Annotated in this window: 15 protein-coding genes; 6 read left to right on the top strand and 9 right to left on the bottom strand. The window is 64.9% G+C overall.

The window, feature by feature from the left end; translation table 11 throughout:
- Positions 1–336 precede the first annotated feature (336 nt).
- Positions 337–1,293 (top strand): LysR family transcriptional regulator, encoded by a 957-nt coding sequence (locus BC1002_RS18690; protein WP_013091554.1) that lies wholly within the window; start codon positions 337–339, stop codon positions 1,291–1,293.
- A 31-nt stretch (positions 1,294–1,324) separates the two neighbouring features.
- Here the strand turns inward: BC1002_RS18690 and BC1002_RS18685 are convergent, their stop codons facing one another.
- The 6 genes from BC1002_RS18685 to BC1002_RS18660 form a co-directional block, all read right to left on the bottom strand.
- Positions 1,325–2,470: a nucleoside hydrolase gene (locus BC1002_RS18685; RefSeq protein ID WP_013091553.1), complete on the bottom strand. Its 1,146-nt coding sequence runs from the start codon at positions 2,468–2,470 to the stop codon at positions 1,325–1,327.
- Between the two features lie 168 nt (positions 2,471–2,638).
- Positions 2,639–4,120, bottom strand: coding sequence for a glucose-6-phosphate dehydrogenase (gene zwf, locus BC1002_RS18680; protein ID WP_013091552.1), 1,482 nt, complete (start codon positions 4,118–4,120; stop codon positions 2,639–2,641).
- A 234-nt stretch (positions 4,121–4,354) separates the two neighbouring features.
- On the bottom strand, positions 4,355–5,287 hold the full coding sequence (gene lhpI / locus BC1002_RS18675; protein ID WP_013091551.1) for a bifunctional Delta(1)-pyrroline-2-carboxylate/Delta(1)-piperideine-2-carboxylate reductase: 933 nt from the start codon (positions 5,285–5,287) through the stop codon (positions 4,355–4,357).
- An 83-nt stretch (positions 5,288–5,370) separates the two neighbouring features.
- Positions 5,371–5,649: a hypothetical protein gene (locus BC1002_RS18670; protein ID WP_013091550.1), complete on the bottom strand. Its 279-nt coding sequence runs from the start codon at positions 5,647–5,649 to the stop codon at positions 5,371–5,373.
- A gap of 89 nt (positions 5,650–5,738) precedes the next feature.
- Entirely contained in the window at positions 5,739–6,371 is a 633-nt protein-coding gene (locus BC1002_RS18665; protein WP_013091549.1) for a C39 family peptidase, read from the bottom strand.
- Positions 6,372–6,418: 47 nt separating this feature from the next.
- Positions 6,419–7,759, bottom strand: a complete 1,341-nt coding sequence (locus BC1002_RS18660) for an NAD(P)/FAD-dependent oxidoreductase (RefSeq protein WP_013091548.1) — start codon at positions 7,757–7,759, stop codon at positions 6,419–6,421.
- A gap of 230 nt (positions 7,760–7,989) precedes the next feature.
- Between BC1002_RS18660 and BC1002_RS18655 the strand changes: the two genes are divergently transcribed.
- The 3 genes from BC1002_RS18655 to BC1002_RS18645 all read left to right on the top strand — a co-directional run bounded on the left by BC1002_RS18655 (position 7,990) and on the right by BC1002_RS18645 (position 10,752).
- Positions 7,990–8,244: a helix-turn-helix domain-containing protein gene (locus BC1002_RS18655; protein ID WP_013091547.1), complete on the top strand. Its 255-nt coding sequence runs from the start codon at positions 7,990–7,992 to the stop codon at positions 8,242–8,244.
- The gene (locus tag BC1002_RS18650) at positions 8,245–9,585 is read left to right on the top strand and encodes a type II toxin-antitoxin system HipA family toxin (RefSeq protein ID WP_013091546.1); all 1,341 of its coding nucleotides are present in this window, start codon (positions 8,245–8,247) and stop codon (positions 9,583–9,585) included. It begins immediately after the preceding gene.
- A 312-nt stretch (positions 9,586–9,897) separates the two neighbouring features.
- Positions 9,898–10,752, top strand: coding sequence for a helix-turn-helix domain-containing protein (locus BC1002_RS18645; protein ID WP_041734954.1), 855 nt, complete (start codon positions 9,898–9,900; stop codon positions 10,750–10,752).
- Between the two features lie 25 nt (positions 10,753–10,777).
- On the opposite strand, the gene BC1002_RS18640 is transcribed toward BC1002_RS18645, so the two are convergent.
- Complete coding sequence (locus BC1002_RS18640; protein ID WP_013091544.1) at positions 10,778–12,625, bottom strand: ATP-binding response regulator; 1,848 nt, start codon at positions 12,623–12,625, stop codon at positions 10,778–10,780.
- Entirely contained in the window at positions 12,595–13,161 is a 567-nt protein-coding gene (locus tag BC1002_RS18635) for a putative pterin-binding protein (protein ID WP_013091543.1), read from the bottom strand. The genes BC1002_RS18640 and BC1002_RS18635 overlap by 31 nt, the downstream gene beginning before the upstream one ends.
- Before the next feature lie 267 nt (positions 13,162–13,428).
- On the opposite strand from BC1002_RS18635, the gene BC1002_RS18630 reads away from it, so the two are divergent.
- Positions 13,429–14,376 carry a phosphoribosyltransferase gene (locus BC1002_RS18630; protein WP_013091542.1) on the top strand — a complete coding sequence of 316 codons (948 nt, stop codon included), beginning with the start codon at positions 13,429–13,431 and terminating at the stop codon, positions 14,374–14,376.
- Positions 14,377–14,421: 45 nt separating this feature from the next.
- Here BC1002_RS18630 and BC1002_RS18625 read toward each other — a convergent pair whose 3' ends face one another.
- Positions 14,422–16,089 carry an ATP-binding domain-containing protein gene (locus BC1002_RS18625; protein WP_013091541.1) on the bottom strand — a complete coding sequence of 556 codons (1,668 nt, stop codon included), beginning with the start codon at positions 16,087–16,089 and terminating at the stop codon, positions 14,422–14,424.
- Between the two features lie 235 nt (positions 16,090–16,324).
- On the opposite strand from BC1002_RS18625, the gene BC1002_RS18620 reads away from it, so the two are divergent.
- Positions 16,325–16,951 carry a glutathione S-transferase family protein gene (locus tag BC1002_RS18620; protein WP_013091540.1) on the top strand — a complete coding sequence of 209 codons (627 nt, stop codon included), beginning with the start codon at positions 16,325–16,327 and terminating at the stop codon, positions 16,949–16,951.
- The last annotated feature ends 70 nt before the right edge of the window (positions 16,952–17,021 follow it).

The raw sequence follows: 17,021 nt of genomic DNA, 5'->3' as shown, positions 1-17,021 counted from the left end.
AAAAAAACACACTGGTTTCCCCTGCATACCGGTCCGCGACGCACGCAGTGCGGAGTGGGATGGATGACGGCTTTGTCAATAACGCGGAATGTGCGAGGGCACCGATTCCAGATGCACCACTGCCGCTTGTGGGGCACGGTGCCCGCTTAAGAATTAGCGGTTTGAGCTGTCTTCTTTGCCTACTTTCTTTGCAGCAGCAAAGAAAGTAGGTGCCGCCCCGCACAGGGGCAACGCCAATAGACCGATAAGTCAGCAAGGAAAGGCCAACACCGCAAAGAACAAAGACAAAAACAACCGCCGCAGGCAAAAAAGACAAACCTCATTTGGAGCATCCCAGTGATCGACAGAATAACTGCAATGCGCACATTCATCCGAATTGTGGACACCAACAGCTTCACCCGCGCAGCGGAATCACTAAACATTCCGCGCGCAACGGCAACGACGATCGTCCAGAACCTGGAAGCCCTGCTGGGCACCGCGCTCTTAGTCCGCACGACGCGCCGCCTGAGCATCACGCCAGAAGGCGCCGCCTACTACGAACGCTGCGCGCAAATACTCGCCGACATCGACGAAATGGAAGCCAGCATCCGCAATTCGACCGACAACCTGACAGGCCGCCTCCGCATAGAAATGCCAAGCGCAGTAGCAAGCGCAATCGTGCTTCCATCGCTAGACGAGTTCCACACCCTCTACCCGAACCTCGATCTCGCGATCGGCGTCAGCAACCGCACCGTCGATATGGTTTCCGAGGCAATCGACTGCAGCATCCAGCTCGGTGAATTGCCCGATTCCAATCTCGTCGCGCGGCAACTCGGCACGCTCGATCAGGTCACCTGCGCGAGTCCAGGCTATCTGGCCCGCCACGGCTCGCCCGCCGATCTCGACGAGCTGCGCGCGCATGTCGCGGTCAACTGCGTGTCGCCACATAGCGGCCGCGAATGCGACTTCGATTTCGAAGTTGATGGCGAAGCGCGCAAGGTCAAGCTCAATGGCTTCGTGCAAGTCAGCGACGAACAGGCGTACCTGACCTGCGGGCTGCAAGGCCTCGGCATGATCCAGCCCGCGCGCATCGCCGCGCAGCCTTACCTCGATTCAGGCTTGCTGCATGAAGTGCTGCCGCAATGGAAACCCGTGCCGATGCCGGTCTCGGTCGCATACGTGAAGAACCGCCGCGTGTCGCCGCGCGTGCGTGCGTTCGTCGATTGGCTCGCGGAGCTGTTCGAGAAAGCCGGCCACGTCGAGCAGGATCTGTCGCGCGTGCGTCAGTTGCTGCGCGGCCTGCATCCCGCGTAAAGCGGGTGCGGGCGCGCGGCGCGCGCGTCGATCAGTCCATCGGCCGCACCGGCACCGGCCGCGTCAACAGATCGACATAGAAATTGAAAAACGCCGGATTATCAAATCGTTTGACCACTGTCATCTTCTGCAATCCCGGCGGCGGCGAACTCGTGTAGCCCCTTGCCTTGCCATCGTTGGCGCCGAAGCTCGTATCCACATCCACCCACTCCTCGACGGTCTGCGTCGCGAACGACGGATGCATCAGATACGCGAGCGTCAGCGTGTCCCAGATGTTCGTCGTGTAGTTCGGATCGGTCTCGAAGCCGTTTTTGCCGTCGTAGCCGTAGCCGTTCAGCGTCCTGAACAGTTGCGTGATGATGGTCTGCTTCGCCGGATCGTGTGCAATGCGATCGTAAAGCGCCTTGTCCATTTTCACGGTGTTCGTCACGTCGAGCGGAATCACCGTCTGGTTGATCGGCAGACGCAGCACTGTTTTCGCCGCTTCCGGATCGAACCACCAGTTGAATTCGGCGGTGAGCGTGGTATTGCCGGGTACGTCGATCGCGCCGCCCATGTAAATGATCTGCCTGATCAGCGGCACGATCTCGGGATGCTCGCGCGTAGCCAACGCGATGTTGGTCAGCGGGCCGATTGCGAGGATCGTCACCTCGTCCGGATAGCGCTTCACCGACTCGACGATGAAGTCGATCGCGCTCTGACTCCGCACCTTCGTGTGCGTTGCAAAGCCGTCCGGCGGCGCGACGAGCTCGTCAGCCGATTTCGGCTCGGGCTTGCTCCATGCGCCAATGTAACCGTCCCCGCCGGGGCATGCCTTCAGTTCCCGCTGGATCGTCGTGAAGTCGTGCGACAACGCGTAATTGGCGCCCGCATACACGCCGATCTGTTGTTCGACGCCGAGCCGCTCGACCGATTTCAACGCATCGGCAACGCCCTGCTTCAGCCACTGATTGCCGGATACCACGGTAATGCCGAGCACTTTCAGCGAACCCTGCGCCTGCAATTGCGCGGCCATCACGCCGAGTTGGCCGTCGTCGCCGAGCGTGTTGTAGTCGCTGTCGATGATCACCTTCGGCGGATCGCTGCGGGCATTGACACCGTTGCTGGCGTAAGCCGTGAGATTGAGTATGGTTGCCACGCTTGCCGCCCAGATCAATGCCACGAGAATTCGCCTCATCGATGCCTCCTTTGGAATGCCGCTGAGTGATGCGGACAAGGAAACCATCATAGGCTCAAGCCATATGAATGACGAACAATCAACGCGCCAGCCACAGCCCAAGCAAAAGCGGCTCGCGACGCCACTGCAACGTCGCGAGCCGCCTCGAATAGCGCTGTCAAAAGCCCGTTACTGCGATTCCTCCGCCCACACGGCGTTCTCCCGCGTCATCAGCGAGGTCGATGCCGCCGGTCCGAACGTGCCCGCCGAATACGAACGCGGCCGCTCGCCCGACTTCGCCCAGCCGTCGAGAATCGGCTCGGCCCACGCCCATGCCGCTTCGAGTTCGTCGCGGCGCATGAAGTGCGTCAGCCGTCCGCGGATCACATCGATCAGCAGCCGCTCATAGGCTTCCGCGCGACGCTCGGTGAACGCCTGCTGCAGGTCCAGGTTCAGGTTCACCGGCACCATGTGCATGCCGCTGCCGGGTTCTTTCGCAAGCACCTGCAGCTGGATCGACTCTTCGGGCTGCAACTGGATCACCAGACGATTGCCGTAAGTGCGCCCATTGCTCGGGATGATCGAGAACGGCAGCTCGGAGAATTCGATGACGATCTCCGACAGCTTCTTCTGCATCCGCTTGCCGGTGCGCAGGAAGAACGGCACGTTGGCCCAGCGCCAGTTGTTGATCCGCGCGCGCAGTGCGACGAAGGTTTCGGCGCGGCTGCCCGGCGGCACGTTTTCTTCCTCGAGGTAGCCCTTGACCGCCTCGCCATCGACCGCGCCCGCCGTGTACTGGCCGCGCACCGTGTCGCGGGCGATGTCCTCGGGCGTCATCGGACGCAGCGAGCGCAGCACCTTCAGCTTTTCGTCGCGCACCGCGTCGGGATCGAGCGACACCGGCGGCTCCATCGCGACGATGCACAGCAGTTGCAGCAGGTGGTTCTGCACCATGTCGCGCAACGCGCCGGTCTTGTCGTAGAACCCCGCGCGAGTGCCCACGCCGACCGTTTCGGCCACAGTGATCTGCACGCTCTTGATGTACGGCGCCTGCCACAGCGGCCCGAAAATCGGATTGCCGAAGCGCAGCACCATCAGGTTCTGTACGGTTTCCTTGCCGAGGTAGTGGTCGATCCGGTAGATCTGCGCTTCCTCGAAATGCTTGCCGACCGCGTTGTTGATCTCCTTCGCGGACGCGAGATCGTGGCCGAGCGGCTTTTCGAGCACCACGCGCGAATGGGCGTCGACGAGCCCGGCCGCCGACAGGTTGTCGCAGATATTGGTGAACAGATCCGGCGACGTCGCCAGATAGAACACGCGGTTCACGCCGTCGCGCGATGCTTCCTTCAGGCGCAGGTAGTCCTCGGGCGAATCGACGTCCATCCGCACGTATTCGAAAATCGCGAGAAATTTGTCCCACGCGGACGCATCGAACGCCTTCTTGTCGATGAAGGGCTTGGCCTTCTGCTCCATGAATTCGCTGATGTATTCCTCGCGCGACCAGGGCTTGCGCCCGATCGTCAGAATGCGGGTGTCCGGCGGCAGGTTGCAGTGCAGATGCGCCATGTACAGCGCGGGCAGCAGCTTGCGGAACGACAGGTCGCCGGTGCCGCCGAAGATGATCATGTCGAGCGGCAGGTCGGGGGTGGCAGGAGCTTGATGGGTCGTCATGGCACGGTCGCAGCGTCTAGGGGGAAGGCGTCGATCAGGAATCGGCGGCGGGCGGACGGGCTATGGCTCACGTCCGGTATGGCGCTTTTTCCGGCAAGCATCTATGGTGCAACGTTTTGAGATAGTTTGCACGGCAACATCTGCCGCAGGTTAGCGCAAGTTGCCAAGCTTGCGCGCCACACGGTTGTTTTTTCGGGATATTTTGCGTGATTTTGGCGGGTGCGCCGCTAACGGTCAGCCGCGCGCTAGCGCGTCACGCGCGACCCGGCACGCGGCCAGATCCCACGCCGCGCAGCCGACGCTCTTGAACACCACCGGCCCCCCCAGCACGGGCTGCGCCTTACCGAGCACCGCGGCGATCCCGCCCACCCGCGCCCAGTCGACGCCGGCCTGGATGAAATCGCCGGCCTCGTGCTTCGCGCCGGCCTCGTCGTCGACAAACAGCGCACTGCCCCCGATCGTCGTTGCGCCGATCTCGACCATCTGCGGAGTGAAAGCGCCGACGCCGATCACGAGCCGCTCGGCACGCGCCGGCTCGTCGTAGACCGGCTGTTTGCTGGTGGTCAACGTGATCACGACCTCGATCGAAGCCGGAATCGTCGCGCCCGCTTCCGCGAGCGGCCGCAACTCACGAACCTTGCCGCTCTGCTCCGCGCAGAACGCTTCGGCGCGCGCGGGGGCGCTGCCCTTGACCCACACCAGCGCGTCGGGAAACAGTTCGCCGATTGCTTCCAGATGGTTCAGCGCCTGCGTGCCGGTGCCGATCAGCAGGAATTCGCGCGGCGTGCGCGCGGCGAACGCCGCGATGCCGAGCATCGACATCGCCGCGGTCCGGCGGCCCGTCACGGTCGGACCGTCGAGGACGAACAGCGTCTCGCCGGTATCGGCATCGAAAGCCATGACCTGGCCGTGGATCGTCGGCAGATGGCGCGCGCCGTTGCTCGCGCACACGTTGACGAGCTTGTGGATGGCGAGATCGGGCGCGGTGGCGGGCATCGACAGCATGATGCCGCCGGCGTTCAGCGGCACGACGAGCCGCTCGGGGCTCACGATGCGTTGTTGCGCGTAGTCGATGCTTGCGCGCCGCAATGCGTCGACAAGCGCCGCATAAGGCATCAGCCGCGCGGTGGCGGCGGCGTCGAAGATCTGCGTGGTCGGGCGGGTCATGGGCGGGACGGTCCAATGCTGGATGGAGTGGGCATGGCGTCACCGTAACCGAGCGCGAAAAAATTGACCAGTCGTGTGGGCGCCTACTTACCGCCGTTCTGGTCACGATTCTTGTCGCCGTTCTTGCCGCTACCGTTGCCGTTGCCGTTGCCGAACATCGCCCGACACGCGGGGCTCAGTTCGTCGAGGTGCCGCTTCATGCAGGCGATGATCTTCGCCCGGTGCGGAATCTCCGCGGCGCAGAAATGGAACGCATCGTGACGGCACGCATGGGCCTGCTCGTCGCGAGTCGCGGCATTCGCGGCGCCGGCGGCGTCGAGCACGACGAGGCTGGCGGCCAGCAGGCGGAAGGCTCGATTCATGGCAGATCCGATAGGTCGAACGTCGAAGATCCAGCCTCAGCAGGAAGCAGACCCGAATCGCGAACGCCGCGTCATGCCCAGCGCGCCAGCTAGCGCGTGCTGCGGCCGAGCGTCATCCCGCGCCCCGCGTAGAAACGCGACATCGTCGCGAACGGCAGGTACACGTCGGACTGATGCGGCGCGACGCCCGACGGGTTGTGAAACCACACGCCATCGCGATCCCGGCCGTGCAGCAGGATCAGATGGCCGCCCCGCTGCTGGTTCGGCCGTTCGGGATAGCGGATCTCGGGGCTCACCGACACGATTGCGAGCGTATCGGCGTCGAGCCGCGCCGCGATTTCCTCGAGCGACGCGTGCGGCAGCACGTCGATATCGAGACCGAACGCCGGGCCCGCCCAGTCGGCGAACGGCCGGTAGATCAGACCGTCGACGCCGCCATCGTCGCGCAGCCGATACACGCCGTGCCGCAGCGCGTCGTCGAGCAATGCGGCGCGCGGTGCGTGATCGATGCCCCAGTAGTCGAGCGCGGATTCGAGGCACGTCAGCCCGCACAGGCGTTGCGCCCAGAAACGATAGCGCTCGGGGTCGGCGAAACCGCTGCGCCGCCAGTGCGGGTCGTCGCACGGGTCGCGCTGCTGTTCGACGATGTCGCGCACCCACTCGGGGCTGCCCCATTGCGTGTAGTACGGGACATCGGCGTGGCGGAGAACGGGTTCGCTCATCGTTGGTATCGGTCGGGTTGAGTTGGATTGGATCGCGTTGCGCGCGGTTACAGCATGCTGCGCGGCCGCTTCATCGTGCCGTCGAAGAAACGCTGCAAACGGAACGCCGACAGATCGAGCGACGCCTTGCCGCCATCGTTGAGTTCCGCCAGCAGCTTGCCGACGATCGGCCCCATCGCGAACCCATGTCCGCAGAAGCCGGTCGCGATCGTCAGGCCAGGAACCTGCGGCGGCGCATCGATGACCGGAATGCCATCGGGCAACACGTCGATCAGGCCCGCCCACGCCTCGACGACCTGGGCGTCGCGCAACGCCGGAAACAGCGCGCGCAGCTTGTTCAGCGCGCGCGGCGCGTGGCTCGGGTTCGGCTGCGGATGCGGGTCGCGCGGATAAAGCACACGTTCGGCGTCGGGCACGCCGCCCGGCAGACGCTCGCGCAGATCACGCAGACAGGCGCCGTTCAGATGGAAGCTGAACTTGTCGCGCTGCGTCCACAGTTCCGGCAAAAACCATTTGAGCGCGCGGAAATGGCCGAGCGTCATGTCGACGTCGACCTGCATGTCGTCGGCGAGGTTGATCGCGCCGTTCGCGCGCTGCCGGATGCCGAGGCCGTGGCCCCAGAACGTCGACGCCGTGACCGGCGGCTGCGGATTGGTGCGCATGCAGGTACCGCGTACCGCCTGCTGCGGCAGTTCGAGACCGAGCGTCCTGAGGAGCCGCCAACTGCTCGCGCCTGCCGCGCAGATCAAACGCGAGGTGCGAATCGTGCCGCGCTCGGTGACCACGCCGGCGATCGCGCCACCCGCGCGTTCGACGCCGACCACGCCGCAGCCCTCGAAAAACAGCGCGCCGGCTTCGGCCGCGCGCGCCGCGAACGCCGCCGCGGCACGGCGCGGTTCGGCCTGACCGTCGCTCGGCGTGTACAGGCCGCCGAGCGCGGGGCCCTGCATGCCGGTGACGACGGCGTCGATCTGCCCGCGGTCGAGCGTGCGGGTGTCGAGGCCATACTGACGCGCGACCTCGATCCATTGCTGGAACGAGGTCCAGTCTTCGTCATTGGTGGCGACATACAGGCAACCGCCGTGGCGCCATTCGAGATCGAAGTTCAGCTCATGTTCGAGTTCTTTCCACAATGGAATGCTCGCCATCATCAGCGGCACCTCGGCGGCTTCGCGACCCTGCTGACGCACGAAGCCCCACGCGCGCGACGACTGCTGCCCGGCGATCCGCGACTTGTCGAGCACCACCGCCGACAGGCCGCGCCGCGCCAGGTAATAAGCGGCCGCGCAGCCCATGATGCCGGCACCGGCGATCACGACGTCGGCGCGGCTGGGAAACGGTTGGTCGGCGGGCGTAAAGGTCGAGTGCAGCGGGTAAGTCGTGGTCATGGGTTGGGCGGTTGAGATGTGGGCGTCATCTTCGCAGTGGCAGCCATTGTCCGCAATGCCGCGGGAGCTCGGCCCCGCTGCTGGCCGCAACCGGGACGGCGCGGCCGGCTCCTGCCGGAATCCCCGATTATCGGGCAAACGAATATTCGGCCATTATCTGTGATGCGAATATTTGACAAATATTCGTCTAACGCATAAATTTCGTTTATTCGTCTCACAGATAATCCGCCATGCTTCATCTGATCACCACCTCAGACCAGCTCGCGCAGCTGCTCGCGGCCAGCCGCCGCCAGGCCGGCTTCACGCAGACCGAGGCGGCCGCGCGCGTCGGTGTCAGCCAAAGCCGCATTTCCGCGCTCGAAACCGATGCGAGCGGGCTCACGCTCATCCAGTTGCTCGCGCTGTGCGGCGCCTACGGCCTGCAACTCCAGTTGCGCGACAAAAATCCGCCGAGCGCCGAGCCGGCACCGAACGTCGAGTGGTAGATGGCCCGGCAAACCGCCTCGAAGGCATTGTCGGTGTGGGCCAACGGCGAGCGCGTCGGCAGCTGGCGCCTGCCCGCCCGCGGCCCGATGGAGTTCGCCTACGACGCCGCCTGGATCGCGTCGCCCGCGGGTCGTCCGCTGTCGCTGTCAATGCCGTTCACACCCGGCAACATGACGCACAAAGGGCCGCGGGTGCTCAACTACTTCGACAACCTGCTGCCCGATAGCGACGCGATCCGCAAACGCATCGCGCAGCGCTACCGCACCGAAACGCTCGACGCGTTCGACCTGCTGCAGGCCATCGGCCGCGACTGCGTCGGCGCGGTCCAGTTGCTCGCCGAAGACGACGCCCCGGCCGGGGTCCAGCGCATCGAAGGCACGCCGCTTTCCGACGACGACATCGAGGCGCTGCTTGCGCAAACCGTCGGCAAACCGACCCTCGGCGCGCCCGACGAAGCCGACGACTTCCGCATCTCGCTCGCCGGCGCGCAGGAGAAAACCGCGCTGCTGTGGCACGACGGCCAATGGCAGCGGCCGCACGGCGCGACGCCGACCACGCATATCTTCAAGCTGCCGCTCGGGCTGGTCGGCAACCGGCTTGCCGATCTGAGCACGTCGGTCGAAAACGAGTGGCTGTGCATGCGGATTCTGCGCGAGTTCGGCCTGCCGGTCGCCAACACCGAGGTGCTCAGCTTCGGCAAGCAGCGCGTGCTCGCCGTCGAACGCTTCGACCGGCAGATGCATTCGAGCGGCACATGGCTATTGCGTTTGCCGCAGGAAGATTTCTGCCAGGTGTACGGCGTGCCGTCGCATCGCAAGTACGAAAACGAGGGCGGCCCCGGCGTGCTCGACCTCGCGCGGATTCTGCAGCAGTCGGTCGATGCGCGGCAGGACCTCGAGACCCTGCTCGCGAGCCAGATCCTGTTCTGGATGCTGGCCGCGCCGGACGGCCATGCAAAGAACTTCAGCATCCGTCTGCTCGCCGGTGGCCGGTACCGTCTGACGCCGCTTTACGACGTGATGTCGATCTGGCCGGTCGAAGGCAACGGCCCGAACCAGTGGTCGTGGTACAAGGCACGGCTTGCGATGGGACTGTGGTCGCGCAGCAAGCACGATGCGTTTCGCGACGTGCAGCGGCGGCACTTCAACGCAATGGCGTTGAAGTGCTCGTACGGCGCTAACGCCGAGCCGCTGATCCAGCGTCTGATCGAGCAGACACCCGGTGTGATCGAGCGGGTGTCGGCGGAGTTGCCCGAGCGCTTTCCGGGCAAAGTCGCCGAGCGGATCTTCAAAGGACTTCAAAACTCGGCGGCCCGCCTCGACACGATGCCGGCCAGCTGAACGCTTTGCGGCCAGAAGCCGGAACTGTTGCCTTGCGCACGCCTCATTCGTGGATTCCCTACGGTTTCGTCATCGATTCACCGGTAGAATGCTTTTTGATGCTCCATGCATCAAAAGTCACCGGCGCGACGGCTGCGTCGCTTGCATTAGCGGCCTCGGCGACGGTCTGACAAAATCATAAACAGTGAATTTTTTTACGGTACATTTGCTGTCCCCGCGTGGCCGATTCATGCGCATTGCATGCGCAAGGTCGGCTTGCGCCTGTCGACCGCGTACCACCTGTACCTTTTAACTCGCGGATTTTCACGCAGTATGGCCAACGAAACACACTCACCCGACTCCATCGCGGTTGCCGAGCGCGTGCGCGAGTTGATGAGCCGGCATGGAATCGGCAAGCGCCAGCAAACCACGGAGCTATGCCGAATCCTCGATCTGAGTTTTTCTCAGGGGCACCGCAAACTGCGCGGCAATAGTCCGTGGACGCTGTCGCAGATCAAGAAAGTCGCCGAGGTATTCGACGAACCGGCGGCGCAGCTGTTCGGCGCGCAGTCGCTCGATCCGGGCGTGGTCGGCGCAATCGCCCAGGAAGCGGTGTTCTGCATCGGCGCGACCGAAATCGCCTGTACCGCGTGGGTCGGCGCCGTGCTCGAACCGGGTAGCCGTCCGGAGTTCGTCGCTTATTCGCGGCTCGGTCAATGGCGTGTGTCGCGTCATGATGGCGCGCTGTATCAGAGCGCCTATGAAGTCCACAAGATCGAGATCTATCCGCGCCGCGCCGAAACCGACAAGCCGGCCATCGCGGTCGTCGACGACGATTGCGCGAGCGCCGACAACCTGCGCGACTATCTGGAGCGCAGCGGCTTCACGGCGGTCGCGATCTATGGGCTCGCGGCCTTCAGCGAGCAGTTGCAAACGCAGGTGTTCGACGGCGTGATCATCGACTGGCTGTTCGGCTCGCAGACCTCGGCGGCCGCAATTCGCGCGGTGCGTGCGTCGGAGAACCCGGATGCACCGATCTTCGTGCTGACCGGCGAGCTGCTGACCGGCAAGGTCAGCGAATCGGAGATCAGCGAGGTGATTCGCGATTACGACGTCGCGTGCTACGAGAAGCCCGCGCGCATGGCGATCCTCGTCGCCGATCTGTCGAAGCGGCTGAATCGCCCCTGAACCACGCGGCGCCGACCTCACGCCCTCACGCCTGATGCCGCGCCGCTAGCGCCCGCTGCAGCGCGTGCTTCAGATCCTCGTAATGGACTGGCTTTAGCAGCGCCTCGAACACCGACGGCGCGCCACTCCCCCCACCTTCATCATCTCGCGCGACCTCCGGCGCGTACGCGCTCACGACGATCACCGGCACGCCCGCCGACGGTCCGCCGCGCGCCGCGAAGTCCTCGAGAAAGGTATAGCCGTCGCGCTCGGGCATATGCAGATCGAGCAGCACCACTTCGCAGCGGTGCGTATCGAGCCACTCGAGCGCGTCGTTTGCATTGCCGAGGGCGAGCGAGTCGTAGCCCATGTGCGCGACCATTTCACTGAGCGACTCGCGGATCAGGCGGTTATCGTCGATGATCAGCACGCACGGCTGCGCGCCGTCCGGCTCGGCCTGCGCCGCGACGTCGGCGGGCTCGACGGTCGCGACCGGCACCACCGGAATCGTCACCGTGAAGCGGGTGCCCTCGCCGACCGTGCTCGCGACATCCACCGTGCCGCCGAACAGCTTGACGAGCCCTTGCACGATCGTGAGCCCCATGCCCGCGCCTTCGAAGCGGCGCGTGCGCGACGCGTCGAGCTGTGTGAACTCCTCGAAGATCAGCGGGATCTGCTCCGACGGCACGCCCCGTCCCGTATCGCTGACGACGAAAACCAGCAGCGCCGGCTCCTGCCGCAGCTCGATGCGCACCGTGCCGGTCTCGGTGTAGCGAATCGCGTTGGTGACGAGGTTGTTGACGATCTGCCGGATGCGGTGCGGGTCCGACTCGACGAGCCCGCTCGCGCCGCTTGCCTCGCTTTCGAGCTTGAGGCCGCGCGCCTTGGCGGACATCGTGTGTTCATCGACGATCGACGCCAGCAGTTCGCGCGGCTCGAAATGCTGGTGCCGCAGTTCGAGCTTGCCGGCGCCGAGGCGCGCGTAGTCGGTCAGGTCCTTCATCTGCGCTTCGAGATGGCGCGCCGCGGTTTCGAGCCGCTGGATCACTTTGCGGTCGGCCTCCGAGTGATAGTGGAAGCCGAGCAGTTCCACCGACGACACGATCGCATGCAACGGCGTGCGCAGCTCATGACTGATCATGCCGAGAAACGCATCCTTCGCGAGACTCGCCTCGCGCGCCGCGCGGCTCGCCTGATGCTCGGCTTCGAGTGCCGCGCGCTGCTGGCGCATGAGCCGCGTGCGGCGCCGGCCGTTGAGTACGAGCAGCAGCGTCGCCGCCGCCGACAGCAACAGCAGGACCAGACCACCGGCGAACAGGATGCGGCGCTTGTCGATGAAATCGCGGTTCAGCGCCTCGCGGTCGGCGACATCGGCGAAACGGCGCGACAGCGCGAGATCGTTGACCTCGTTCCAGTGCTGGCGCAGCTGCGCGTCGATCTGCGCGGCACGGGCGCGGTCGCGCGGCAGTACGTCGATGTCGGGCTGGATGTCGTCGAGCACATTCTCGAGCGTCTTGATTTCGTCGATCTGCCGTTGCAACAGAGCGAGCTGCGCGGAGAGCCGCTGCGTCGAGCCGGCCATCACGCGCAGCTTCGACTGCAGCAGCTGGAAGCGCAGCAGCAGACGCTGATAGTCGTCGTCGGCACCGGACTGATACAGCAGCAGCTGGTTCTCGAAGCGAGCGTACGCGATCTGCAGTTGCGCGGCGTCCCAGTAGAAACCGTCGTAATTGCCGGTCAACTGCTCGGTTGCGCGCGGGTTCAGCAGGTTCGCATACAGCAGATAGCCGATCGCGCCGACGGGCGCCGCGAGCGCCATCAACCAGATCAGCACGTACAACACGCGGCGCCACGGACGGCGCGCTATTTGACGATGAGGGCCTTGATCTGCCATACGAATTTCGCGTTGCCGACCGCGCCAGTCAGTTCCGGAAAAGCATCGCGCGGATAAATCAGAAACAGCGGCCCGAAGTCGCTGAGTTTCAGGCGCTGGCCGTTCATGCTGTACGCGACGATCACGCCGTAGCGTTCGCAGTCCGCGACCGGAACGGTGTAGGTGTAATCGTCGTAGGTGTGAAGCTCGATTTCGGTGCCGCGCGCGCCGACGGCCTTCAGGATATCGGCGAGCCTGGGACCGGCGAACGTCGAGCGCGGTGTCCAGGTGGTCGAAGTCGTAATCGTATGCACGGGTAGCGCGAGCAGTTGAGCCTCGTCGAAGTGATAGGTGCGATGCGCAGCGTCGTTGGTGTTGGCGATCTTGCCCTGCACGTCGAGCGCCAGCGCGAGTGACTGCCGCGCGCCCGGCTGCGCATGCGCGCCATAGACAGTAAGCCCGACGATCAGTCCCGCGAGCCCCGTCAGCCAGCGCATCCGCCAAGGTACACCGGTTCCGCCGGCTGCGTTGCGCAGCGTTGCAATCAGGTTGGCCATTTGCTTTTTTTATCCGTTTTCGTTGATTCGCCGGACCATGGACGGCGCCACGGTCAGCCGATCTTATGCCACGCGAAGTGTTGCGCCATACCGTGCAGTCAAACGCGTGCCACCCCGACACGCGACCTTTGACCCGCATGCATAATATCGCCAAAATGCGCTGACTCAAAAACGGGGACCCGCGATGTCGCGCCAGTGCGTCAGCGAGCACCGCGCGCCTCCCCGCGGACCAATGTCTTCCATCGCGCCATCGGCGCCTCGATAGTCATGAACAAGCCGGTCTTGCCTCTGACGTACGAACAACTCGATCACTGGATCGAATCGCTGCAACCCGCGTTGCTCGCCGAGCGCTTCACCATGGCGCTCGGCATTCTGCGCGGCGGCGCGCCGCTCGCGCTGATGGTGTCGCACGCGGTCGGCGCGCCGGTCGCGTTCCTGCGCTACGACCGCCAGACGCGCGCGGTCGCATGGGATTCGACGCTTCCGATCCCGCCCGCGGGCTCGAAAGTGCTGTTGTGCGAGGACATCGCCGGACGCGGTTTTACGCTCGTCGATTGCATCGCGTTCCTGCAATCGCACGGGCTCGAAGTCAAGACGCTGACTGCCGCGGTCGATGATCTGAGCCGCGCGCAGCCCGACTACGCGATCGACGCGCACGGCTACTTCGCGCTCTTTCCATGGGAGCGCCAGGCGTACACCGAGCGCTACCGCGACGACTGGGCGCGCGTCGAAGCCGGTGCCGCGCCCGCGATGGCCAACGACCACGAATACGCCGCGTACGCGATCGACCTCGACGGCATCCTGCTGCCCGACGTCCCGCTCGCGCGCTACGACGAAGACCTCACCGCCGCGCTCGCCGAGCGCGACGCGCTGCTGCCGTTCGAGGTGCTGCCCGGCATCGACCTGCAGCACGTGCGCACGATCATCACGGGCCGCCCGGAGATGGATCGCGCGCGCACCGAAGCGTGGCTCGCGCGACACGGCTTCGCTCACATGCAACCGGTGATGCGCGCGCCCGGCCTGCACGACGACAGCCCCTCCGGCGCGGCCGCGCACAAGGCGAGCGCGGCGCTGCGCGCGGGAGTCACGCACTTCGTCGAAAGCGATCCGGTGCAGGCGCTGCTGATCGCGCAGCAGGCGCCGTTGCTGCGCGTGATCTGGTGGGATGCGCTGACGCATACGGGGATGCTGGTGAGCGCAAGGGCGTGGAGTTGAGCTGCGCTCAGCGTTCCGGGTGGGCGCAGCGACCAAACGCCAGCGCTACTTGTCCTTCCCCTCGCGCAGCTGCAAATGCCGTGCGGCCCGCTGCGACGCGACGACGATCAGCTTCATCGTCGCGCGCGTGGCGCCGACGAACAGCTTGCGCGCGACGCGTTCGTCGAACGCGTCGAAGTCGATCTCGGTGAAGATCACGCATGGAGCCGCCTGCCCCTTGAAGCGGTAGATCGACTCGAACAGCACGTCGCCCTCGCGATACTCCGGGTTGCCGAACAGATCGTATTTGCCGGTGAAGCTGCGCAGCCGATGCGGTCCGAGATGATCGAGCGCGCTCATCGCCGAACCCTCCCTGCCGCGGAACGACAGCACCACGATGTCCTGCTTGCGAAAGCCGAGCCCGAGCGCGTGGGTGATCGCGCGCTTGGTCGCGTCGATACTGTTTTCGGCGGCCTGCGTTTCGTCGTAGACCGACACCGAAACGTCTGAGCCGTCGAACGGACTGCCCGACGCGAGCGCTGCGGCAAGCGGCACCGACGAGCCCATCACGTCGCGCAGATAGTCGAGGATGTCACGCGGACTGCGGTAATTGGTGGTCTCCTTCAGCGTGGCCCAGCCGGGCAACGAGACCGGCTCGCGCATGTACAGATTCTGCAGCGGGTCTTCGAGCCACCACCATGCGCCGCCTGGCCGCAGCAGCCGCTCGAGCGAGGTAATCCACGACTGCTGGAAATCCTGCCCTTCGTCGACGATCAGCACGTCGAATTGCCAGCGCGGTTCGATCGGCGTGTCGGCGAATCCGGCTTCCAGTTGATCGAATACCTGTGGGGATTCGAAATCGGGCGCGCGGCCCGCGTCGCGCGTGATCCAGTCGCACAGCTGGTGATAGTTCGCGACCTTCGCCTCGGGCGGCGCGACCCGCGCGATGTGATCGGCGAGCGGCCGGTTGAAGCACACGTACAACGGCCGCTCGCCGCGCGCGACCGCGTCCTTCATCACCTGCACCGCGAGTTGCGTCTTGCCGGAGCCGGCCGTGCCGACCACGCGCAAACGGAACGGCGCGAGTTCGAGCCGCCGGGCCCATGTCGCAAGTCCGCCCGACAGGCGCGTGACGAGCGTGCCCGCCTGCCCGACGAGCGCGCTCGTGTCGGGCGCCAGCGCGAGTTCGTCGGCGAGAAAGTGATGGATTTTCGATGCGCTGGGAAGGCGCGGCTCATCGGCCGGCAACGCTTCGCGAATGATCGCCGCGAGCCGCTCGCGCCGCGTCGCGTCGACGATGCGCGCGGGATTCACGCCGGCGATCGCTGCATCCTTGACGATGTGATCGGGACAGTACAGCAGTTCCTCGATGAAATACGTGCCGGCGCCGAACGCCGCGGTAAAGCGCCGGTGCAGACTCTCGATCGTATGCGCGAGCGCGATCGCGACGTTGCGCTCGGTCTGCAGATACACCTTGACGAGCCCCTTCGGCGTTTCACGCAGAAAACCGGTCTTCTGCTCGATGATCATCAGACGCCCGGCGGGACTCACGATTACGAAGTCGGCCTCGCCGAATACCGAGAAGTTCTGGTTCAGGCGAGTCCAATGCACGCCGTGATATACCGTGTAGTCGGCGGGCAATGCCTTTTCGAGCAACGCGAGCGTTTCGCGTTCGCGCGCCGCCGCGCCGGTCGCTTCCAGGCTCTTCCAGTCGTCGGGAACAATGCGGGCCATGCGGTGCCTTATTGGGTTTGGATGCGTGAGTCCACGCGTGTCGGCTCAGTGCAATTCGGGGTGCGGTCATTGTACGCAACGCGGTCGCGGCGTCGCAGCCGCGAGACTGCGTGCCGCCTCGCGCGGAGGGCGCCTTTCGTACGCCGCGCAAAGCTTCGCGCATCGTGTATCGTAACTGGCTGAACGCCGCGCGCGAGGCGCGGCTTGCCAACCGTAACAGAAAAGGATTTACCGGATGATTACGATCTGGGGACGTACCAATTCAGTCAACGTCCAGAAAGTTTTATGGTGCTGCGACGAACTCGTACTGCCATTCGACCGCATCGACGCGGGCCTGCAATTCGGCCGCAACAACGAACCCGACTATCTCGCGATGAACCCGACCGGCAAGATCCCGACGCTGGTCGACGACGACTTCGTGCTGTGGGAATCCAACTCGATCCTGCGCTATCTGGCGATGCAATACGGCGAATCGAGCCTGCTGTATCCGGCCGAGCCGAAACTGCGCGCCAGCATCGACCGCTGGCTGGACTGGTCGCTGTCGACGCTGCAGCCGGTGGAACGTCCCGTGTTCTGGTCGCTCGTGCGCACGCCGGAGGCCGAACGCGACACCGCCAAACTCGCTGCCGACGTGCAGGCGGTCACCGTGCTCTGGCGCCTGCTCGACACGCATCTGCAGGGCCGCTTCTTTCTCGAAGGCGACAAGTTCACGCTCGCCGATATCGTGATCGGCGCGTACGCGAAGCGCTGGTTCGGCGTCGACGGTTTGCAGCGGCCGCCGCTGCCGAGTCTGGAGCGCTGGTATTCGCGTCTGACAACGCGCACCGGGTTCAAGAAGTATGTGGATTTTCCGTTGACCTGAACGGCCGGTTGATTGGCGGCTTCGTGATCGCCGCCCGCGCGCCTGTGCCCCGCCGATCCCACGACAGGCG

The sequence above is a fragment of the Paraburkholderia atlantica genome (genome assembly GCF_000092885.1).
Lineage (GTDB): Bacteria > Pseudomonadota > Gammaproteobacteria > Burkholderiales > Burkholderiaceae > Paraburkholderia > Paraburkholderia atlantica.
The sequence above is the reverse complement of the archived record's forward strand: the minus strand, read 5'-3'. Positions and strand labels throughout refer to the sequence as shown.